The organism is Rhodococcus sp. NPDC057529, assembly GCF_042802055.1.
Taxonomy (GTDB): Bacteria; Actinomycetota; Actinomycetes; order Mycobacteriales; family Mycobacteriaceae; genus Rhodococcus_F.
In genome coordinates this window covers 254,020-275,192 of sequence record NZ_JBHVEY010000001.1, presented here as the reverse complement: position 1 = coordinate 275,192, position 21,173 = coordinate 254,020, and the positions used below count along the sequence as shown (strand labels likewise).

General features: G+C 66.2%; 19 protein-coding genes. 6 read left to right on the top strand and 13 right to left on the bottom strand.

The genetic code is table 11. The features are described 5' to 3' along the window. Window positions 1-4 precede the first annotated feature (4 nt). On the top strand, window positions 5-1,069 hold the full coding sequence (locus ACFU5V_RS01275; RefSeq protein ID WP_378696197.1) for a LacI family DNA-binding transcriptional regulator: 1,065 nt from the start codon (window positions 5-7) through the stop codon (window positions 1,067-1,069). Here the strand turns inward: ACFU5V_RS01275 and ACFU5V_RS01270 are convergent. From ACFU5V_RS01270 to ACFU5V_RS01260, 3 genes are all read right to left on the bottom strand, one after another. After that, a complete protein-coding gene (locus tag ACFU5V_RS01270; RefSeq protein ID WP_378696195.1) occupies window positions 1,050-2,474 on the bottom strand; it encodes a sugar porter family MFS transporter in 1,425 nt (474 codons plus the stop codon). The two genes, ACFU5V_RS01275 and ACFU5V_RS01270, sit on opposite strands and share 20 nt — an antisense overlap. 271 nt (window positions 2,475-2,745) lie before the next feature. Beyond that, window positions 2,746-2,919, bottom strand: coding sequence for a hypothetical protein (locus tag ACFU5V_RS01265; RefSeq protein WP_378696193.1), 174 nt, complete (start codon window positions 2,917-2,919; stop codon window positions 2,746-2,748). Window positions 2,920-3,080: 161 nt separating this feature from the next. Further along, the gene (locus ACFU5V_RS01260) at window positions 3,081-3,623 is read right to left on the bottom strand and encodes a hypothetical protein (RefSeq protein ID WP_378696191.1); all 543 of its coding nucleotides are present in this window, start codon (window positions 3,621-3,623) and stop codon (window positions 3,081-3,083) included. Window positions 3,624-3,842: 219 nt separating this feature from the next. On the opposite strand from ACFU5V_RS01260, the gene ACFU5V_RS01255 reads away from it, so the two are divergent. Further along, window positions 3,843-4,268 carry a hypothetical protein gene (locus ACFU5V_RS01255; protein WP_378696189.1) on the top strand — a complete coding sequence of 142 codons (426 nt, stop codon included), beginning with the start codon at window positions 3,843-3,845 and terminating at the stop codon, window positions 4,266-4,268. 331 nt (window positions 4,269-4,599) lie between these two features. Then, entirely contained in the window at window positions 4,600-5,838 is a 1,239-nt protein-coding gene (locus tag ACFU5V_RS01250) for a TetR/AcrR family transcriptional regulator (protein ID WP_378696187.1), read from the top strand. Between the two features lie 38 nt (window positions 5,839-5,876). On the opposite strand, the gene ACFU5V_RS01245 is transcribed toward ACFU5V_RS01250, so the two are convergent. From ACFU5V_RS01245 to ACFU5V_RS01200, 10 genes are all read right to left on the bottom strand, one after another. Continuing rightward, a complete protein-coding gene (locus tag ACFU5V_RS01245; RefSeq protein ID WP_378696185.1) occupies window positions 5,877-6,761 on the bottom strand; it encodes an acyl-CoA thioesterase in 885 nt (294 codons plus the stop codon). A 13-nt stretch (window positions 6,762-6,774) separates the two neighbouring features. Continuing rightward, complete coding sequence (locus ACFU5V_RS01240; RefSeq protein WP_378696183.1) at window positions 6,775-7,926, bottom strand: acyl-CoA dehydrogenase family protein; 1,152 nt, start codon at window positions 7,924-7,926, stop codon at window positions 6,775-6,777. Next, window positions 7,923-9,467 carry a class I adenylate-forming enzyme family protein gene (locus ACFU5V_RS01235; protein ID WP_378696181.1) on the bottom strand — a complete coding sequence of 515 codons (1,545 nt, stop codon included), beginning with the start codon at window positions 9,465-9,467 and terminating at the stop codon, window positions 7,923-7,925. The genes ACFU5V_RS01240 and ACFU5V_RS01235 overlap by 4 nt, the downstream gene beginning before the upstream one ends. Before the next feature lie 72 nt (window positions 9,468-9,539). Then, complete coding sequence (locus ACFU5V_RS01230; RefSeq protein ID WP_378469801.1) at window positions 9,540-9,956, bottom strand: MaoC/PaaZ C-terminal domain-containing protein; 417 nt, start codon at window positions 9,954-9,956, stop codon at window positions 9,540-9,542. Further along, on the bottom strand, window positions 9,956-10,378 hold the full coding sequence (locus ACFU5V_RS01225; RefSeq protein ID WP_378696178.1) for a MaoC family dehydratase N-terminal domain-containing protein: 423 nt from the start codon (window positions 10,376-10,378) through the stop codon (window positions 9,956-9,958). The genes ACFU5V_RS01230 and ACFU5V_RS01225 overlap by 1 nt, the downstream gene beginning before the upstream one ends. Then, entirely contained in the window at window positions 10,375-11,277 is a 903-nt protein-coding gene (locus ACFU5V_RS01220; protein WP_378696176.1) for an SDR family NAD(P)-dependent oxidoreductase, read from the bottom strand. Before ACFU5V_RS01220 ends, ACFU5V_RS01225 begins: the two co-directional genes overlap by 4 nt. A gap of 38 nt (window positions 11,278-11,315) precedes the next feature. Next, window positions 11,316-12,506 (bottom strand): lipid-transfer protein, encoded by a 1,191-nt coding sequence (locus tag ACFU5V_RS01215; protein ID WP_378696174.1) that lies wholly within the window; start codon window positions 12,504-12,506, stop codon window positions 11,316-11,318. A gap of 54 nt (window positions 12,507-12,560) precedes the next feature. Further along, complete coding sequence (locus ACFU5V_RS01210; RefSeq protein WP_378696172.1) at window positions 12,561-13,727, bottom strand: thiolase family protein; 1,167 nt, start codon at window positions 13,725-13,727, stop codon at window positions 12,561-12,563. A 34-nt stretch (window positions 13,728-13,761) separates the two neighbouring features. Then, complete coding sequence (locus ACFU5V_RS01205) at window positions 13,762-14,916, bottom strand: acyl-CoA dehydrogenase family protein (RefSeq protein ID WP_378696170.1); 1,155 nt, start codon at window positions 14,914-14,916, stop codon at window positions 13,762-13,764. Window positions 14,917-14,960: 44 nt separating this feature from the next. Continuing rightward, a complete protein-coding gene (locus ACFU5V_RS01200) occupies window positions 14,961-15,764 on the bottom strand; it encodes an SDR family NAD(P)-dependent oxidoreductase (RefSeq protein ID WP_378696735.1) in 804 nt (267 codons plus the stop codon). Window positions 15,765-16,583: 819 nt separating this feature from the next. Between ACFU5V_RS01200 and ACFU5V_RS01195 the strand changes: the two genes are divergently transcribed. The 3 genes from ACFU5V_RS01195 (at window position 16,584) to ACFU5V_RS01185 (ending at window position 20,852) form a co-directional block, all read left to right on the top strand. Beyond that, window positions 16,584-17,819, top strand: coding sequence for an MFS transporter (locus ACFU5V_RS01195; protein WP_378696168.1), 1,236 nt, complete (start codon window positions 16,584-16,586; stop codon window positions 17,817-17,819). A gap of 163 nt (window positions 17,820-17,982) precedes the next feature. Next, window positions 17,983-19,092 (top strand): CaiB/BaiF CoA transferase family protein, encoded by a 1,110-nt coding sequence (locus ACFU5V_RS01190; RefSeq protein WP_378696166.1) that lies wholly within the window; start codon window positions 17,983-17,985, stop codon window positions 19,090-19,092. A gap of 74 nt (window positions 19,093-19,166) precedes the next feature. Beyond that, window positions 19,167-20,852: a class I adenylate-forming enzyme family protein gene (locus tag ACFU5V_RS01185; RefSeq protein WP_378696164.1), complete on the top strand. Its 1,686-nt coding sequence runs from the start codon at window positions 19,167-19,169 to the stop codon at window positions 20,850-20,852. Window positions 20,853-21,173: the final 321 nt, after the last annotated feature.

The window sequence follows — 21,173 nt, the reverse complement described above, 5'->3', positions numbered from 1 at the left end:
TTTCATGCCGGTACCGACGCCCGAGACGCAGCCCGGTTCGGCGCAGGCCCGCGCCGAGCGACGGCCGACGCTGGTCGATGTCGCCAAGCGCGCGGGCGTCTCACGCGCCACCGCGTCGCTGGTCATCCGGGACGCACCGGGCCCGAGCGCCGCATCGCGCGAGCGGGTGCGCGCCGCCGCGGCGGAACTCGGGTACCGCCCCGACGTCGCCGCGCAGGCCCTGCGGCGCAGGCAGAGTCGCCTGCTCGGGGTGATGTTCAGCGCGCACGACCCGTTCCACGCCGACCTGATCGAGAGCATCTACGCCGCCACCGAGGACGCCGGTTACAACGTCGTGCTCAGTGCCGTCGTCCCCAGCCGGGACGAGCACCGCGCGTTCGAGGCGCTCACCGCGTCCCGGTGCGCGGCAGTGATCCTTCTCGGCGCCAGCGAGGCCGGCGCCACCGACTTCGGCAGTCAACTGCCGGTGGTCGAGATCGGCCGCCCCCCGAAGGGAACGCAGTTCGACGCCGTGCACACCGCGGACGACGAGGGCGCGCGCCTGGCGGTCGATCACCTCGTGTCCCTCGGCCACCGCGACATCGTGCACATCGACGGCGGCGACCGCCCCGGCGCCGCCGAGCGGCGGGCCGGCTACCTCGAAGCGATGCACTCCCACGGACTCGAACAGCAGGCGCGGGTCCTGCCCGGCGACTACACCGAACAGTCCGGGTCCGCGGCCGCACGCACCCTCCTCGACGGCGGTGAACTGCCGACCGCCGTGGTCGCGGGCAACGACCAGTGCGCGGTCGGCGTACTCGACGAACTGCGCCGGTCGGGTGTCGACGTCCCCGGGCAGGTGTCGATCGTCGGGTACGACGACAGCCGCCTCGCCCGTCTCGCGCACGTCGATCTGACCACCGTCCGCCAGGACGCCGAGCAACTCGTCCGGCTCGCGGTCACCAGCGTCGTCGAACGTCTCGACGGCGGAAGGGAAGTCGATCCCGCACCCCGCGTCTTCTCGCTGTCCCCGCACCTGGTGGTTCGGGGATCCACCGCCCCCGCCCGTCTCACGCGTACTGACGGCTGAACCGTTCCTCGAGCTCCTCGAGGGACGTGCCGCGCGTTTCGGGAACCGCGCGGGTCACGAACCAGATCGCGCCGACCCCCAGGACCGCGAACGCGAAGAAGGTGTTGGCGATACCCAGCGCCTGCACGACCGGCGGAAATGCCCACGCCACCACGGCATTGGCGATCCACAGCGCGAACACGCTGACGCCGATGGCCAGACTTCTGATCTTCAGCGGGAAGATCTCCGACAGGATGACCCACACCAGCGGACCGATCGTGGCCTGCATCGAGAACACGAACAGCACGACGAACGTGAGGGTCAGGTACGACTTGGCGTCACCGTCGGGCAGGAGTCGCGCCGAGAGACCGACCAGCAGATGGAAAGTCGTCGTGGCGACGAAACCGGCGATCAGCATCTTCCGGCGGTCGATCTTGTTCATCAGCAGCAGGCCGATGGTCATGCCGATCACACTGAACAGGCCGTTGAAGGTATTGGCGATGATCGCCGAACTGGCCGAAAACCCTGCATCACTGAGCAGCTGGGTGCCGTAGTACATGATCGAATTGATCCCGGTGAACTGCTGGGCGATACCCAGACCGGCCCCGATCAACACAAGCCGACGAATCCACCGCACGCCCAGATCGATCGCGCCGGCGGTCTTCGCCTGCTCCTCCTCGGCGGCCAGCCGGTTCACCTCGCCCATCTCCGCCTCGGCGCGCTCGGGAGACCGGATCTGCCGCAGCACTGCGAGGGCGTCGCCTTCGCGGCCCTGAGAGACCAGCCAACGGGGACTTTCCGGCATCCGCAGCATGCCGACGAACAAGGCAATGGCGGGCAGGACCGCCACCAGGAGCATCACACGCCAGATGCCCTGCACGCTCTCACCCCAGACGTTGAAGATGACGGCGTTGACGACGAACGCCGCGAGTTGGCCGACGACGACCATCACCTCGTTGCGGCAGACGATTCCGCCGCGACGCTCGGTCGGGGCGACCTCGGCGAGGTAGACCGGGACGGTCGCGGAGGCCCCGCCGACCGCCAACCCGAGGATGAACCGGAACACGGCGAGGACCTGCCACGACGGGGCCACCACACACCCCAGCGTCCCGATGACGAAGACGATCGCGAGGACCAGGATGTTGTGGCGGCGTCCGTAGCGGTCCGAGAAGTACCCCCCGGCAAGGGCTCCGAAGGCGGCGCCGATGATCAGGATGCTCACCACGAAACCCTCGGTGAACGAGGACAACCCGAGATCTTCCTTCAGCGGGGCGAGCGCACCGTTGATGACGCCGGTGTCGTACCCGAAGAGCAGGCCACCGAACGTCGCGACGACGACCACGAGGCCGAGCCGACGCGAGTGCGGTCCGGGACGATCCGCCGGGAGCGCAGACGTCGGGGCAGGGGTGTCAGTTGTTGAGCGCATGAAACTGTCTCCTATCGCCGGGATCCGAGCGCAGGGCGCGGCCGATCCCGCGGGCCGTCGCATCCGAGACGCGACCACCACGTAAGGCCAGTGAGTGAGAACGTTCCGACTCCCAGCACCTTGGGCTTAGAACGTTCTAAGTTGCGAGGGCAATGCTGCGGGAAAGTGTGACGTGTGTCAAGCCCGGTAGGTTCGCGCTCACGGTCGCATGTTGCGTCGCGGCGGCCTGCGGACTCGTCGCTCGTTCACTGAATGACCACGGCAATCCGCATCAATTCCCTGGCATTCTCCAGCGATCAGGAAGCAGGAGCTGTTGCGACTGCTTGCGGAAGGCGCCGGGCATCACAAGCCCCACCAGCCGCATCAGCAAGCCGCTGAACCGGTATTCGCTCTCACTCACCCAGAGCGTCATCTCCGGACCGGCTTCGGTGAACCGGTCGCGCACGGCGCTCCACATGCCCTCGCCGACGATCTCGCGGTCGAAGTGAACGACGCTCCCTTTCGGGATCCCGTGCAGGTCTGCCGGTTCCCGACGCGTGATGGTCTCGGTGCACTCGAGCCTCTGCTTGCAATCGTCAGTCGGACCGAATTGCTAACGAGCCACATTCACCAGACGAGCGTCTGACCGTGCACACGAACACGTCCGAAGAACCGCTTCTCGCCGTCCGTGCCGTGGCGGTTGTATCCGTTCATGAGTTCCGCCAGTTCGTCAGCCAGCACTCGTAGTTCCGCGCTGGGGGTCTCGATTCCGCCTTCCGATACCCATCCCCAATCACGAGGGACGCCGTCGATGGTGATGACGATGCCTGCGTCATGTGGCGTCTCGACCGCGTAAGTGATCCCGGGAGGAGCATCGCGGATCGGATCGATCAGCGCCGGCCGTCCCGGCAGGGTTTCTGTCGAGACGACCACCCGCGCGAGCGCGATGTCTTCGCGCACCATGTCCGCGATGCGCGACAGACCAGCATGTCGGCCCACACGATCGTGGCGCGCACCAAACCTACGACCACCTGAGCCATCCTGGGTGTGGATGTTGCTCAGAATACGATCGAGCATCCGCTGGGCCGCGGCCCGCTCGCTATTGCCCGTGCGGGGATGCTCGATCAGAGCCCGCAGGCGCCCGATTCGAAGGCTTGCGTTGCCGGCCACCCATGCAGAGTATCGCCCCGACGCCTCGGTGTCGGTGGAAGATCCGCTTCCGGGGTCGGTGAAGGCTCACGGTTCGGACGATGCGTGTCGGTCCCCGACCCGCAAACCCGGGGCGAGACCGCCAACGGCACCCGGGGCCTTTACTTCGCGATGCCGCCAGAGCACCCTGGCAGTTGGTTCCCGCATTCCCTTTCCAATCACAGACGCGGAGGTCCGTCAATGCGACCACACCACCGACTCCGCGACACCTCGCTCGTCGCCGGAGCCGCCGTCGCAGTCGCGGGCGCGTTGCTGTTCGGGGCGCCGCGGGCCGCCGCGGTGCCGACCGAGACCGTCTTCCCCATTCCGATCGCCGGGATCAGCGCTGGCGTGACCGGACTCCTCAGCGCAGGTCACTTCTACATGACCGCCACCCCAGACCCGGACACACCGGGGATCACCCGTGTGGGGCCCTACACCGGAGTCTTCGTCCACTGGCGAAACATCTCGACCGGCGAGGGCGGCATCACGTACCTCGACAACCCCGGCGGCACACAAGTTCGAACCGGTTCTGGGACGGTGGTTGCTGCGATCACGGTGCCCGACGGGCCGGGAACCCGAATACTCGCCCTCCTGCCCGGCGCCGGCGCCTGGTCCGTGCCGTGACTGTCTGACACCCGCGGGTGTGGTTGCGGCACATAGGATGCCCGGTATCAGATCTTTCCCGGACAAGGCGCGTTGAGACACCTCAGCAGGTGTCCCGGTAGCCGACGGTTTAGCGGGACCGCACGCCGACGCCTCACGTGGTGTGGTCCGGGCTGATGCGGACAGTCCGTTCCCGCAACGGTCCGAGGAATGGTGTCCATCTCTTCGTCGAACCCACAGTGCAAAAGAGATTGTCGGAACTCTGCGTAACCACATCCTAAAACCTCATTAATAGTCGACTCTTGGGGTTCGCACTTGTTTGTGAATATGCAATAATTGAAGAATCTTAACCGTGGGTGCCGGGGTGCTCCCAGGAAGGGGATCGGTTGTGGCGACTCGTCGACCTCGCGATCGCAAGCAGCAAATCCTCGCTGCTGCGAGCGAATTGTTTCGCGAGCACGGTTATCACAATGTGTCGGTCGCCGACGTGACCACCAAGGTCGACATCGCCGCGTCTGCACTCTATCGGCACTATCGGAACAAGCACGACCTGCTTTACTACGCCGTTCTCTCCGGACTCGATTCTCTCCAGGAATCGGTCTCCGGTTCGACCGACCTGGACGCGCTGCTGTCGACGCTGTCGGTGACCTCTACCGGACGCCGCGGCCTGCCCATCCTGTGGCAACGAGAGGCTCGCTACCTCGACGGCGAGCCGCGAGCGGAACTGCGCACTCGGCTGCGGGCGGTGACCGCGGATGTGTCCCGACGGATCGCGATGGATCGCCCCGACCTGTCCGCCGCCGATTGCGAGCTGCTTGCCTACTCGGTCCTGGCACTGTTCAGCAGCGTGTCCGGACACCGCGTCACCTTGCCGCGTCGCCGCATGCAGGCGCTGCTGCGCTCGCTGTCCGAGCGCGTCGCCCGGTGCCCCCTCGGGACCGGCCCGCAGACCGCGGCTCCGCCTGTCGCCGGGGTGGCGATTCCGTTGTCGCGGCGGGAACAGCTGCTCACCGAGGCCATCCGCTTGTTCGACGAGCGCGGATATCACACGGTGAACAACGAGGACATCGGTGAGGCCTGTGGGATGTCCGGGCCGAACGTGTACAACCACTTCGACGCGAAAATTGATCTCCTTGTCACTGCGATCACACGGGGCTTCGACCGCCGCGGACTGGCTGCGCGGCAGGGGTTGGCTCGGGCCACCGGGCCTCGGGAGGCCTTCGGGAACCTGCTCCGCGCACATATCGCGTTCGCGCTCGAGGACGGTCATCTGATCGGTGCGATGGTCACCGAACTCGGCCATCTCCCGGACAATGTCCGCAGAGCGTGCGTGCAGGAGCAGCGCGACTACCTCGACCTGTGGGTACGGGTACTCGACGCGGTGCGCCCCGGACTGGACGACGCGCAGGCACGGATCACGATCAGCGCGGCGATGACCATCGTCGCGAACGCCGCCCGCACCGGTCGTTTTCGTCATCGCACGGACCTGGCGGATCGACTCGCGGAGATGTGCACGGCCCTGTTGCTCGACACGTCGTCGACGGACGAGGTGGGCGTCGTCGCCGGTACGTCGTCGACGACGGTCGGCTGAAGGTCCGGGCGCCGTGCCGCTCTTCCTGGTAGTTGCTGTTACGGGACGAGTGCCGGTTCCGGGGTGGTCGTCGATCGACGTGTGCGCAGCAGGACCTCCTGGTTGACGGTGGCGACCAGGGTGCCGGTCCTGGTCCATACCTGACCGGTGGTCAGCCCGCGGCCGTCACCGGAGGTCGGGCTGTGGTGGACGAACAGGAGCCAGTCGTCGGCGCGGCAGGGCCGGTGGAACCAGATCGCGTGGTCGAGCGAGGCGAGATACAGGTTCTGTGCCGGTGTCCCGGTTGTCCCGGTTGCGCGCAGGTGCCCGAGTGCGGCGGTGCGCGCCACGGTCAGGTCGGAGCAGTAGGTGAGTGCCGCAGCATGCACGGCGGGGTCGTCCGGCATGTCGGAAGCGATCCGGAACCACATGCGCCGATGCTGTCCGCCGGTTTCAGCGCCACTGCCGCCGTCGTCGGCGTCTCCGAGTACCGGTCGTACGTCCACGACCCGGCGGATCGGTGAGGCGGGGTCGATGCCGGACCACAACCGGTTCGCGGCCTCGCTCTGAGTGGGCAGTGCCGCCGGATCGGGTGCCGGTGGCATGACGACGTGCCGGTCCGCGGCCTCCTCCACCTTTTTGAACGACGCGGTGAGGGTGAACAATTCGTCCCCGCGCTGACGGGCTGTGACGTGCCGTAGCGCGTAGGTGCCGCCGTCGCGGAGGGTCTGCACCTCGTACCGCACTTGTTCGTCGGGGCGGCCCATGCTGAGGAAGTAGCCGTGCAGTGAGTGCACCGCCCGCTCGGGGTCGACTGTGCGGTGGGCGGCGAGTACCGCGTGCGCGGCGATGTGGCCGCCGTAGGCGCGGCCGCGCCCACCGGCGGCGCAGACGCCGTGGTAGGTGTTCGGGTGCGGATTGTCGAGATGCAGGACTTCACGCATGACAGGTGGTCTCCTACAGTCCGAGCGACTTGGCGATGATCGTTTTCATCACTTCGCTGGTGCCGCCGTAGATTCGGGAGACACGGGTGTCGGCGTACAGGCGGGCGATGGGGTATTCGAGGATGTATCCGTAGCCGCCGTGCAGTTGCAGGCACTTGTCGATGACACGGCCGGCCATCTCGGTGCAGAACAGTTTGCAGTGGGCTGCGTCGACGGCGGTCAGTTCGTGGGCGTCGTCGAGTTCGATCGCCTTGTCGACCATGGCTTGGGCGGCTTCGAGTTCGGCCGCGCATTCGGCCAGGACGAACTTGGTGTTCTGGAAGGCGGCGACGGGTTGGCCGAACACGTGCCGATCGCGGGTGTAGGCGAGGGCGTGTTCGATCGCGGCGCGGGCGGTGGCGCACCCGCCGACGGCGATGGCCAGACGCTCGCGGGGCAGATTGTTGCCGAGGTAGGAGAACGCGGCGCCTTCCTCGCCGAGCAGATCGGATGCGGGAACTTCGACGTCGCGGAACGAGACCTCGCAGGTGTCGCTGAATTTGAGGCCGATCTTGTCGAGTCGACGACCGACCTCGAATCCGTCGGAGGTGGTGTCGACGACGAACAGGGACAGTCCTCTGCGGCGGTCGGTGGAATCGGCGGGTGCGGTGCGCGCCACGACGACCATGAGATCGGACTGAGAGCCGTTGGTGATGAAAGTTTTTGCGCCGTTGAGGATGTAGTGGTCACCGTCGCGGCGGGCCGTGGTGCGGATGGCGGCGAGGTCGGATCCGGTGCCGGGTTCGGTCATCGCGACCGCGAGGACCGTCTCGCCGGCGGCGCAGCCGGGCAGCCAGCGTTTCTTCTGCTCGTCGTCTGCGAGCGTGAGCAGGTAGGGCAGCACGATGCCGGTGGTGACACCGTAGTTTCCGAGGGAGACCCCGGCGAGGGCGGCTTCTTCGGTCATGATGGTGATGTACTTGTAGCTGGTGGGTCCGGTGCCGCCGTACTCGACGGGGATGTCGAAGCCCATCACCCCCAGTGCCCCGAGTTTGCGGTAGAACCCGTGCGGGGCATAGCCCTGTTCCTCCCACTTGGGGAATTCCGGCACGACCTCCCGTTCGAGGAAGTTGCGGAACATTGTCCGGAAGTCCTGGTGCTGGTCGTCGAATATGGTGCGCTTCATGGGAAGTCTCCTCGGCCGGTGGCCGTCGGTTGCTCGAGTGTGTGTTGGCGGAGTGCGCGCTTGTCGATCTTGCCGGTGGCGGTGGTCGCCAGTGTCTGCACGAGTTCGATGGTGCGCGGGGCTTTGAAACCGGCGAGCCGCGTCTTGACGTGCTCGCGGATTTCCTCCACGGTCACCGTCTGACCGGGTTGCGGGACGATGATCGCGTGGACGCGCTCACCCCACTGCTCGTCCGGGACGCCGATGACCGCGCAACGCAGCACGGCGGGGTGATGGCTGAGCACGTTCTCGACCTCTGTCGAGTAGACGTTTTCGCCACCGGTGATGATCATGTCTTTCGCCCGGTCGACGATGAAGATGTAGCCCTCCTCGTCCATGTAGGCGAGGTCTCCGGTGTGGAGCCAGCCGCCGCGTAGCGCCGCCGCGGTTTCCTCCGGACGATTCCAGTACCCGAGCATGATGTTGTCGCCGCGGGTGAGGATTTCCCCGACGGTTCCGCGGGGCACCTCGTTTCCGTCCTCGTCGGCGATGATGATCTGTACGTGCAGGGTAGCGCGGCCCGCCGACTTCAGACGGGGCCCCCCGAGCCGGTGGGTGGCCCCGAGCAGGGAGGCGATGACGGCGGTTTCGGTCATCCCGTAGCCCTGCACGAACTGGGCGTTCGGAAAGGCGGCCATGGCCCGGGTGAGGACGGCTTCGGGCATCGGAGCCGCTCCGTAGACGATGGTGGTGAGCGAGGTTACGTCGGCGGCGGGGAAGCTGGGGTGGGTGTAGAGCAGTTGCAGCATGCCCGGGGTGGAGGTCATGGTCGTGACCCGGTGCCGGCCGAGAAGCTGCAGGACCTCGCCCGGTTCGAACCGGTTCGCGAACACCAGGGTGCCGCCCACCAGGGTTTGCGCCATCATGCCCAGCAGCGCCGCGATGTGAAAGACCGGGGCCATCACCAATGTGGCGCCGTCGGGCTCGCTGGAGCGGGCATACCCCATGCTTCCGAGCAGGGCGGTGGACAGGGATCGATGCGAATGCATGGCGGCTTTCGCAGCGCCGGTGGTGCCGCCGGTGTAGATGAGGGCGGCGAGCGTGTCACCGTGGGCTCGTATGTCCTCCACCGCCGGAGCGGTAGCGATCAGGTCCTCGTAGCGGACGGTGCCGGGCGGGGCCGTTCCGTCACCGAGGTGCACGATCACCGGGCCGTCCAGGTCCGCGATCAACGGCATGCAGTCCTCGTCGACCAGGAGGCAGCGACTGCCGGCATCGGCGACGGCATCGGCGACCTCCCGGAGCGACCAGCGACAGTTCAGCAGGGTGACCACGCCCCCGATCCACCAGGTGGCCATCACCGCCTCGAAGTAGCGGTCCGAATTGAACGCCAGGATGCACACCCGGTCCCCCGGCGCCACCCCCCGCTCTCGCAGACCGCCGGCCAGGCGCGCCACCCGATCGGCGACCTGACCGGCGGTGCGCTGGCGGGCACCGTACACGGTCAGCGGTTGGTGGGGCTGTTGTTGCACCGCCTTGTGCAGCAGCTGTGTCAGGTGCATGGCTCACGTTCTCCTCGAAGGTGGTAGCGGTAGGGGCGGGGTGCGCACAGCTGGTGCGCACCCCGGCCGTGGTCAGTCGAGCAGGAATTCTGCGTCACCGACCAGCGCGTTCACACCGCTCTGGCGGGCACAGGTCATCTCGATGCGCACCCGGCGACCGTCCTCGGCATCGAAGATGTCGACGACCTTCGCAGAACAGGTCAGTTCGTCTCCGGGCCAGACCTTTTCGGCGAACCGGATCTTGAATCGACGCAGGTTCTCCACGCCCAGCCAGTCGGTGACGTAGCTGGCGAGCATGCCGGCCTGCAGCATGCCGACCGAGAACACCGAGGGAAACCCGGTTTCGAGGGCATAGGTCTCGTCGTGGTGCAGCGGGTGGAAGTCGCCGGACGCGCCCTGGTATTTGACGAAGTCGGTTCGGGTCAGTGGTGGGTACGTCCGCGGCGGGGCCTGCTGGCCGATCACCGGTGTGCTGGTCGCGGTGGTCATCACTTGGTCCCTTCCGAGCTGCCCGTGGTCGCGGTCTCGATGATGGTGCTGTTCTGTGTCGCGACCAGGCGGCCGGTCTCGTCCCGGAACTCGGTGATCATCTTCGCGAACGTCATGACCCCGCCCCGCTTGCCGGGTTTTTCGAAGGTCTCCCCGATGCGGGTCTCCGCGGTCAGGGTCTGCCCGGCGCGCGGGAGCGGTCCGTGGAAGAGGTACTCCTCCTCACCGTGCAGGATCCGGCGCCGGTCGAACCCGAGCTTGGCGAAACCGGATTGCTCGGCCGGCTCCCAGATCATCCGGCCGCTGGTGAGCATCGTCGGTGGGATCACCGGTTTCGCGCCGGTGTGGGCGGGGTGCTCGGTCTTGACTGCTCGCGCGAACTCGCGGACCTTGCTGTAGTCGAGCGGGAATGCGTAGCTCATTTGGTGGCTCCTTGCACCGGGGGAATGCCCGCGCGGCGGGTTTCGACGGACTTGGGGAACACCTCCGAGCCGATGACCTCGGCGAGTTCGGCGACGTCCCACTGGCGGTCCGCGCGGACTTCGTGCGCGATCGAGTAACCGGCATAGAGCCCGACGTAGCCGCCATAGACGCCGAAGACCTGCCCGGTGAACTCGCACCCCTCGGTGCCCAGGTAGGCGACCAACGGGGAGATGTTCTTGGGGTTGTAGCGGTCGAAGACGTTGTCGTCGACCGGCTCACCGACGAGGTCGCTGATGCCCGGGGTGGCGGCGACGGGGGCGGTGCGCGCCACCGGGGCGATCGCATTGGCGCGCACTCCGAACTTGCCCAGCTCGCGGGAGGCGTTCACGACCTGGATGGCCAGACCCGCCTTGCAGGCCGAGTAGTTCCACTGACCGAAGTTGCCGTGTAGTCCGGAGCCGGAACTGGTGTTGACGATCGAGCGGTCCGCCGTGACACCCTCTTTCGCCTTGGTGCGCCAGTAGCGTGCCGCTGCCTGGGTTGCCGAGAATGTGCCTTTCAGGTGCACGTTGACCACCGCGTCGAAATCGCGTTCGGTCATGTTCCAGATCATCGAGTCGCGGATGATGCCGGCGTTGTTGACCAGCACGTGCAGATCCCCGAACGAGTCGACCGCGGCGTCGGTGAGTGCGGCGCCGACGGACATGTCACCGATGTTGCCTTCGACGGCGACGGCCTGGCCACCGTTGGCAATGATTTCGGCGACCGTGCTGTGGGCGTCGGTCAGGTCGTTGCAGACCACGTTCGCTCCCTCTGCCGCCATCAGCAGTGCGTGCTCGCGGCCGATACCGGCACCGGCGCCGGTGACGATCGCCACGCGTCCGTCCAATTGTCCCATTGTGTTGCCTTTCTCGAAGGGTGGGTGCTGACCGGGGGTCAGGAGACTTTTTCGTAGAGGGTGACGACACCGGCGCCACCGAGTCCGAGGTTGTGCTGCAAGGCCAGGGTTACGCCCTCGACCTGCCGGGCGTCGGCGGTGCCGCGCAGCTGCCAGACCAACTCGGCGCACTGGGCCAGACCGGTCGCGCCGAGCGGGTGCCCCTTCGACAGCAGCCCACCGCTGGGGTTGACCACCACGCGGCCGCCGTAGGTGTTGTCACCGTCGAGGATGAGCTTCTCCGAGCCGCCCTCCTCGACCAGACCGAGCGACTCGTAGGAGAGCACCTCGTTGATGGAGAAGCAGTCGTGCAGCTCGACGACCTTGATGTCGCGTGGATCGACGCCGGCGGCTTCGTAGACCTGGGCGGCCGCCGTCTTCGTGATATCGGCGCCGACGACCTTGAGCATGTCGTCGGCGGTGAACAGGTCGGGCAGATCGGTGGCCAGTGCCTGGGCGGCGATCGCCACGGTCGGCGTGATGGCGTGCGTGCGGGCGAACTCGTCGCTGCACACGATCGCGGCGCCGGCCCCGCACGTGGGCGGGCAGGCCTGCAGCCGGGTGAGCCCGCCGTACAGTGCGGGTGAGTCGAGGACTTCCTGCTCGGTGACCGGGTCCCGGAACACCGCGTACGGGTTGTTCGCGGCGTGCCTGCGGGACTTGACCGAGATCTTCGCGAACAGCTCCGGTGACACCCCGTACCGCTTGCAGTACTCCTGGGTCGCGCCGCCGAAGAACTGCATGGCGTTGGACGGGTTGTTCCGGTCCACCCCGTAGGTGCGGTCCAGGACCTCGAGGTGCCGGCTCATGGGCGCGGGCCGATCTCCCCAGGCGTTGAGCAGCGGTCCGGGCCGCATCTGCTCGAACCCGACGGCCAGCACGCATTCGGCGGCACCCGATTCGACGACCTGCCGCGCCAGCCACAGCGCCGAGGATCCGCTGGCGCAGTTGTTGTTGACGTTGACGATCGGGATGCCGGTCATCCCGGCCTTGTAGATCGTGCGCTGCCCGCTGGTCGAATCACCGTAGACGTACCCGGCGAAGGCCTGCTCGATCGCCTCGAAACCGAGACCGGCGTCCGACAGTGCGGCGCGAATCGCCTTCGCGCCCATGTCGAAGTAGTCCTCGCTCTTTCCCGGTTTGGCGAACGGCACCATGCCGACGCCTGCTACCAAGACCCTGCGACTCATTGTGTTCCTCCAGGTGTTTCTTTCGATGTGAATGTTTCGTTAAGCTGTTGCAGCTCAGAGCAGTTCGAGGATGGTGGCGTTGGCCATGCCCCCGCCTTCGCACATCGACTGCAACCCGTACCGGATGCCTTCGTCGCGCATGTGGTGCACCATCGTCGTCATCAGGCGCGCACCCGATCCGCCGACCGGATGCCCGATGGCCATGGCCCCTCCGTTGGGGTTCATGCGGGTGTAGTCGGCTCCGGTCTCGCGCAACCAGGCCAGCGATACCGCCGCGAAGGCTTCGTTGATTTCGTAGGTTCCGATCTGATCGAGCGTGAGCCCGGACTTCTTCAACGCCAGGGCGGTGGCGGGAATGGGGCCTTTGAGGATCGTCACCGGGTCGGTACCGGTGACGACCGCGGTATGAATCCGAGCCACAGGGCGCCACCCGTGTGTGCGGGCGATGTCGCTGGTGGTGACCAGCAGGGCGGCCGATCCGTCGGAGACCTGCGACGCGTTGCCCGCGGTGATGTCCCTGCCTTCGGCAAAAGGTGACGGCAACGTGGCGAGTTTCTCCAGGGTGCCCCCGCGGCGGATGCCTTCGTCGGTGTCGAAGATCCGAGTGCTGTCGTCGGGACCGGCGACCTCGATCGGGGCGATCTGTCCGGTGAACCGGCCGGCGTCGGTCGCGGCGGCGGCGCGGGCGTGCGAGTCGAGGCCGTGCTGGTCCATCTCGGTGCGGGTGATCCCGTATTCGTCGGCGATCATCTGGGCGCCGCGGCCCTGGTCGTACCGGTCGATGTTGTACCGCCCCAGCACCTGCGGTCCGTAGATCGGTCCGTAGTCACCGGCACGGGCGGCTGCACCGAGGGGGACGACGCTCATCATCTCCACCCCGCCGGCGACGGCGATGTCGTACTGGCCGGAGATGACTCCCGCGGCCGCCTGGTGCACGGCCTGCTGCGAGGAACCACATTGACGGTCGACGGTGACGCCGGGGACGTGCTCGGGCCATCCCGCGGCCAGCACCGCCGAACGGGCGATGCATCCTGCCTGCATGCCGAGTGTGCCCACGCACCCCCAGATGACGTCGTCGACCAGGCCCGGGTCCAGTCCGGTGCGCTCGGCGAGGGCGCCGAGCACGTGCGCGGACACCGCCACCGCGTGCATCCGCGACAAGGCGCCGTCCCGTTTGCCGACCGGTGTGCGCACCGCGTCGACGATCACTGCATCCCGCATGACTCTCCCTGTCCGAAGCGTTCTTTCGGGGTCGCTACAGACCCATGTCCTTGGCCACGATGGTCTTCATGACCTCACTGGTGCCGCCGTAGATCCGGGAGACGCGCGTGTCCGAGTAGAGGCGGGCGATTGGGTACTCGAGGATGTAGCCGTAGCCGCCGTGCAGCTGCAGGCACTTGTCGATGACCCGGCCGGCCATCTCGGTGCAGAACAGCTTGATCCGCGCCGCATCCGCCGACGTGAGCTCGCCGGTGTCGTCGAGCTCGAGGCCCTTGTCCACCAGTGCCTGTGCGGCCGAGACCTCGGTCTCGCACTCGGCGAGCACGAACTTGGTGTTCTGGAAGGACGCGACCGGCTTGCCGAACACGTGACGCTGCCGAACGTACTCCGAGGCGAACTCGATTGCCGCGACGGCCATTGACGTCTGGCCGACACCGATCGACAGACGCTCGCGCGGCAGGTTCTCACCGAGGTAGGAGAAGCCCTGGTCCTGCTCGCCGAGCAGGTTCTCGACGGGCACCTTGATGTCGGTGAAGGAGATTTCGTTGGTGTCAGACGCCTTCATGCCGATCTTGTCGAGCTTGCGGCCGAACTCGAAACCGGGGCTGTCGGTCGGGACGACCAGCAGGCTCAGGCCGAATCGACGATCCTCGGTGGGAGCGGACGTGCGGGCGGCGACGACACACAGTTCCGAGTTGCGGGCACCTGTGATGAAGGTCTTGGCGCCGTTGAGGATGTAATGCGTTCCGTCGTCGGACAGACGTGCGGTGGTCTTGATCCCGGCCAGGTCCGAACCCGTGCCCGGCTCGGTCATCGCGATGCACAGCATCGTGTCACCCGATGCGACCCCGGGCAGCCAACGCTGCTTCTGCTCCTCGTTCGCCAGCCGCAGCAGGTACGGCAGCACGATGCCGATGCTCACGGTGTAGTGGCCGAAGGCGACCGCCGCACGGTTGACCTCCTCCTGCATGACGGCCTGAAACTTGAAGCTGGTGGGACCGGCGCCCCCGTATTCCTCGGGAATGTCGAAGCCGGTGGCGCCGAGCTCGGCGAGCTTGTTGAACAGCTCGCGCGGAACCTGGTTGTCCTTCTCCCAGTCGGCGTAGAAGGGCGTGACCTCTTTCGCGATGAAATCGCGGATGGTACGGCGGAAGTCCTCGTGCTCGGCGTTGTAGACGGTGCGCTTCATTAGTGTGCTCCTACGGGTGTGTGCTGATGCGGCGGTGGTTGTGGTCAGACGCGGCCGGCGTCAACGACCAGGCACTGGCTGTTGATGTAGTCGGATTCGGGTGTGCACAGCAGGTACACCGCCCCGGCGGCTTCCGCCGGGGTGCCGCCGCGCCCGAACGGGATCATCTTCGAGACCATCGCCATGCGGTCGGGGTTCACCCCGACGCGGATGTCTCGCCCGTCGATGTTCAAGGTGGTGTCGGTGTCGGCGGTGACCTCGGTCATCCGGGTGATGATCAACCCGAACGCGACCGCGTTGACGTTCACCTTGTAACGGCCCCACTCCTTGGCCAGGGTCTTGGTGAGTCCGAGCAGGCCCGCCTTGGCCGCACCGTAGTTCGCTTGGCCGGCATTGCCGTAGAAGCCGGACACCGACGAGATGTTGACGACCTTGCGGTGATAGTCGGTGGGCGCCGACTTGATGAACGGTTGCGCCGCACGCAGAATCCGGAACGGCGCCTTGAGATTGACGTCCAAGATGGTGTCCCACTGCTCGTCGGTCATCTTCTGGATCACCGAGTCCCACGTGTATCCGGCGTTGTTGACGATGATGTCGAGGCCACCGAAGGCCTCGACCGCGGTGTCGACAAACCTTTCGGCGAATCCGTCCTCCGATACCGATCCGGCACAGGCGACAGCACGGCCGCCGCCTGCGGTAATCGCGTCCACGGTCTGCGAGGCCGGCTCCGGATCGAGATCGTTCACCACGACCGCGGCTCCCTCACGGGCCAGTTTCAGGGCGATCTCCCGCCCGATACCGCGCCCCGACCCCGAAACCAGCGCGGTCTTGCCGCCCAGTGTTCCCATCATGTCGCCTTTCATTGATGCCTGTCTGAAAATTCTGATTCACTCACCGGGAATCGCGCCGAAATTCACCTCTTACTGGCTTCTTATGGCACGAAGGCGAGGTATCCAACTGGCAAATATTGGTTATTCATGATTCACATTGCCGCGTCGCTGCCATCCTGTCAACCCCTTGTGTCGGCTAACGATCGCCCGGAAGGGGCGGGGGTTCCCGGCTGGGTGCGAGGACCCCCCTCGGCCTCGCCGGTGCGCAACCCTCCGGGAACCACTTGCCCGCCCACCCAGCTCGTCCCTTTACCGCGGAGTCGAAGTGACCCTTGACACATCGGCGGCAATGCTCAAAAGTGAATCGCTAGTAATTCCAACTTCGTGAGTTCTCCGACATCCGATAGGGACGGTTCGCTCGACGCCGGCATGTAACCACGGAAGAAATCCCGTAGCCAAGCCGGTAGAAACGCGCATCGACCGTCACGAACGGAAGGCGGAGCGCTTTACGACACGACCACGCAGAGGAACCGCGACATCAAGAGGAACGATCGATAACCAATATCCATAGCTGTCGCCAGGCCGCGCCGCGCCTGGCCGCATGGCACCGGAGGACATGGATGACTCGCTGTCTCGCTCGGCGAGGTCGGGCCCTTTCCGGTTCGGCTCGGTTCCGGCGTCAACCCGCACACTCTCGTAGATGATCCGAAAGGGACGTAGATGATCCGAAAGGGATTCGTGGTGACCACACGCGAAAACACATCGCAACGCCCACAGCCAACAAACTCGACCAACTCCGTCCGCTCAACGCGTGCATGGAGTTTCACCTCTCTGCTCGTGCTGCTGACGGTGGTCAACTGGAGCGACAAGGCGGTTCTCGGGATCATCGCGCAACCGCTGGCCAAGGAATTGGATCTGACGGCAGCGCAGATCGGCCTGGTCGGCAGCCTCTTCTTCTTCACCTTCATCATCGGCGGCTTCTTCTCCGGGGCGGTGAACAAACTGCTGTCGCTGCGGTGGGCCCTGGCCGTGCTGGCCCTGCTGTGGTCGGCGTCGATGCTGCCGATGGTGTTCACGGCAAGTTTCGCGGTGCTGCTGATCAGCCGACTGCTGCTCGGACTGGCCGAAGGACCGAGCGGCCCGTTGACACACACGGCCACCTTCTCCTGGCATCCGCCCGCCAAACGGGCACTGCCGGGCGCCCTGCTGGCGGGGTCCGCCTCCCTGGCGAAGATCGTCGTCGCGCCGGCGCTGGCCCTTGTCACCGTGTCCTGGGGATGGCGTGCCGCGCTGATCTGCCTCGCGATCCTCGGCGTGCTCTGGTGTGTGCTGTGGGTGCCGACCTGGTCCGAGGGGCCCTACATCCGAAGCGGGAAAGGTCATGGCGCCACCGAGTCCGGCACCGATGCAGACGAGCCCGCGGTCCCGTGGATCCGCATCTTCCGTACGCCGACGTTTCTCAGCTGCATGCTGCTGATCATGACCATCTACGCGTTGGTCGCGATCGTACTGACCTGGCTGCCCTCGTACTTCGAGGTAGCGTTGGGCTACAGCAGGTTACAGGCCGGATCGATGTTCGCCTTCCCCAGCATTGCGGGTCTGATTCTGATGCTGGCGTTGGGCGCCACCGGTGACCGGCTGACATCCCGGGGTGCGACGTCTCGGGTGGTGCGCATCATCATTCCCGCGACGGGGGTGTTGATCAGCTCGGCCATTCTGGTGACACTGCCCTATGTCAGCCTGCCCGCCCTCGCCGTACTCATCGTTTCGATCGGCTACGGGTTCCTCGCGTCGGGTTACCCGCTGATCATCGCCACCATCACGGAGTTGTGCCCACCGCGCCAGACGGCGGGGACGCTCGGGGTGTTCATGGCGATGATGGGTGTCGGCGGGCTGGTGGGACCGTATGTGACCGGACTGATCGTCGACGCCGCCGCCAGCCCGGCAGCGGGGTACGCGACCGCTTTCCAGGCCTTCGGAGTGGTCGCGATGGTATTCGCGATCGGCGCCCTCGTCGCCGCGAATCCCGAGCGCGACAAGCTTGCGGTGCGCGGGGACGCCTCCACCCGATAGCCATGTCGATCGACACGACGTCAGAAGACGTCGTCGCGTAGTTGCCGTACCCGGGAGTGGAGCGACGGCCATGACCGTTGTGGCCCCACCCCCGGCGGCTGCGTGTGCCTGAACAAGTCCTTTCCTGTTGGTTGCCACGATGAAGTGATAGGAGGCTCGAGCCGTGACCGGTCCCCTCGAGGGTGTCAGAGTGGTCGAGCTTGCGGGGATCGGTCCGGTCCCGCATGCCGCGATGGTTCTCGGCGACCTCGGCGCGGACGTGGTCCGCGTCGACCGCCCTGGTCCCGGGACCTCGCTGTACGACCGCGCCGAGGATCATCTGTTCCGTAACCGTCGTGCGGTGTTGGCCGACCTCAAGGATGCGGCCGACCTGCGCCGCGTTCGTCAGCTCATCGACCGAGCCGATATCGTGCTCGAAGGTTTCAGGCCCGGCGTCGTCGAGCGGCTCGGTTTGGGCCCCGAACAATGTATGGCGACGCACCCACGACTGGTCTTCGGGCGCATGACCGGATGGGGCCAGACGGGCCCGAGCAAGGATGGGGCCGGCCACGACATCAACTACATCTCCCTGACCGGGGCACTCCACGCCATCGGCCGCCCCGGGCAGCCGCCGGCGGTCCCTCTCAGCCTCGTCGGAGACTTCGGCGGTGGGTCGATGCTGCTGGTGGCGGGTGTGCTCGCGGCACTGGTCGAGCGCAGCGTCTCGGGTCGCGGCCAGGTGATCGACGCCGCGATGGTCGACGGTGCGAGCCTGCTGATGCAGCCGGTGTGGGGAATGTTCGGCGCCGGCTTCTGGCAGGACGAACGGGGCACCAACTTTCTCGATGGCGCATCACCGTTCTATCGCACCTACGAGTGCGCGGACAGAAAGTTCGTTGCCGTCGGCGCACTCGAGCCCCAGTTCTACGCGGCCCTCCTGCGCGGCCTCGGCCTCGAGGGCGACGACCTTCCCGCGCAACACGACCGCCGGTCCTGGCCTCAGCTGAGCGAGCGGTTCGCCGTGATCTTCGCCGGGCATACACGGGACCACTGGGGCGCGGTCTTCGCCGGCACCGACGCATGCGTGACACCGGTGCTTTCTCTCCGCGAGGCAGCCCAGAACCAGCACCTGTGCGACCGGCAGACCCTCATCGACGTCGAGGGTGTCGTACAAGCCGCGCCCGCTCCCCGCTTCTCCCGTACACCGCCCGGTGCGCCGCGTCCGCCTCGGTCCCACCAATCGATCGACGAGATCGCGCGGAGCTGGGCCCAATTGGCCCGGCACCCGAGGTAGCCGGCCCGTCGACTGCGGTAATCAGTTCACCGAAACCAATCTGCCGAGAACAACTTTCGAAGGAGACGCAGTATATGACGTCCGACGAACTTCTCAATGGTCTACCACGATCGCTTAGGTACCCGCAGGTCGGAATGGACTCGATGCTGGCCGGCGTGGCTGCGTCCTACGGGAACCGGATCGCGCTGATGGATGGTGACGACCACCTGACGTTCCGCGAACTCCAGGACAACGCGCTCCGCATCGCTACGTGGCTGCGGAGGCGGGGAGTCGACCACGGAGACCGGGTGGCGATTGCGATGCCGAACAACCTACGGTTCGCCGGGGTGTACCTCGGTACGATACTGGCCGGGGCGACGGCGTGTGTGGTCAATCCACTGACCCCGACAGCCACGCTCGCCGAGCAGTTCGAGGACTTCGACCCGATCGCGCTGTTCATCCACCCGACATCAGAGTCGGCACTCGAGGCCCGCACGTCACGGATGGAACTCGTCGTACGCGTGCCCGGCACGCACACATCCGGACGCGGCGCGGCCGGCCGGCCCGACTCGGCAGTGCCTCTTGCGGACCTGCTCGCGGTGCAGCCGCAACCACTGCCGGCGTGCCACCCCGACACCGTCGCGCACCTACAACTCACCGGTGGTACCACAGGAAATTCCAAGGGCGTGTTGATCACACACCGCAACATCCTGGCCAACATGATTCAGCTCGCTGCGCACCGGAGCGGAGCCCTTGCCGCACTCGACGGGAACGACACGATGCGGCTCGAGCTTCGCGAGGGGGCACAACACCGCTACAGCGATATCCCCGGGACCGGTGTGGCCCTGCACCTCGCACCCGTCTTCCACGGTGCGGGGCTGATGGGATTGCTCAGCTACATCTTCACCGGCACGACGACGGTGCTGCTGGGGCGGTTCCAACCGGAGAGCTTCGTCGATGCCATCGAACGTCACCAGGTGACGAAGGCCGGGGGTGTGCCCGCGATGTTCCATGCTCTTCTGGACCTGCCCCATCTGCATACCCGTGACGTCAGTTCGGTCTTGACCATCTCCTTCGGCGCTGCGCCGATCGATACCACGACGCTGAAGCAGCTCTACGACGTGTTCTCGAATGCTCGTGTCTGCGAGGGATACGGCTTGAGCGAGGCCACCTGCCATCTCACCTTGCAGCCGGTAGAACCTGACCGCCTGTCACCAATCGGCAGTGTCGGCCTGCCGCTTCCCGACACCGAAATCGAGATCCGTGATGCCACAGGGAAGCCGCTCCCGCCGTGCGCCACGGGCGAGATCTGGGCCCGCGGTCCCCAGGTCGCCAGTGGGTACCACAATGCACCGGAGAAGACGGCGGAGCAGTTCGTCAACGGCTGGCTCCGAACCGGGGACTTGGGCCACTTCGACGAGGGCGGCAACCTGTTCATCGACGGCCGGGCGAAGGAAATGCTGATCTACAAGGGATACAACATCTATCCGAACCACCTCGAAGAGCTCTTGGCGATGCACCCCGCGGTGGCGCAGTGCACGGTCGTAGGGGCCGATCGACCGGGCGTGGGGCAGATCCCGTTCGCCTTCGTCGTCGCGGCGGGAGGATACGAAGTCGGTGCCGCGCTGACCGAGGAACTCATGCAGTTCGTCTCCGCCCGGGTCGCACCGCACCAACGGATACGCGAAATCCGATTCGTCACCACATTCCCGATGAGCCCAGTGGGGAAAATACTCAAAAGAGAACTGGTCCAACACACCGCCCAACCAGAGAACTCATAGACAGGGCGGGTCTCGGCGGCATGCTGGGCTCGCCAACGTCCTGGCGGAGGCTGTACCCCGGTGTCGAGCGTGACGTCGACGTCTTGATGGTGGATTCGTTCCCTCGTCAAGGTTCTTCAGGTCATCCCCGAAGAATCGGTGTGCCGCCTCGTAAGTCGAGCGAATCACCGCGACAGCTGGCTACGAGAAGCACAGCTCCGTCTACCCGCGACCTCGTCAGCGGCATCGATTGACGTCGGTCGGGTCGGGGACGTTCGGGTAATCCGCGCCGGTCATGGTTCGCCGACCGGACGACGATCCGAAAACGGAACAACCTGTCCG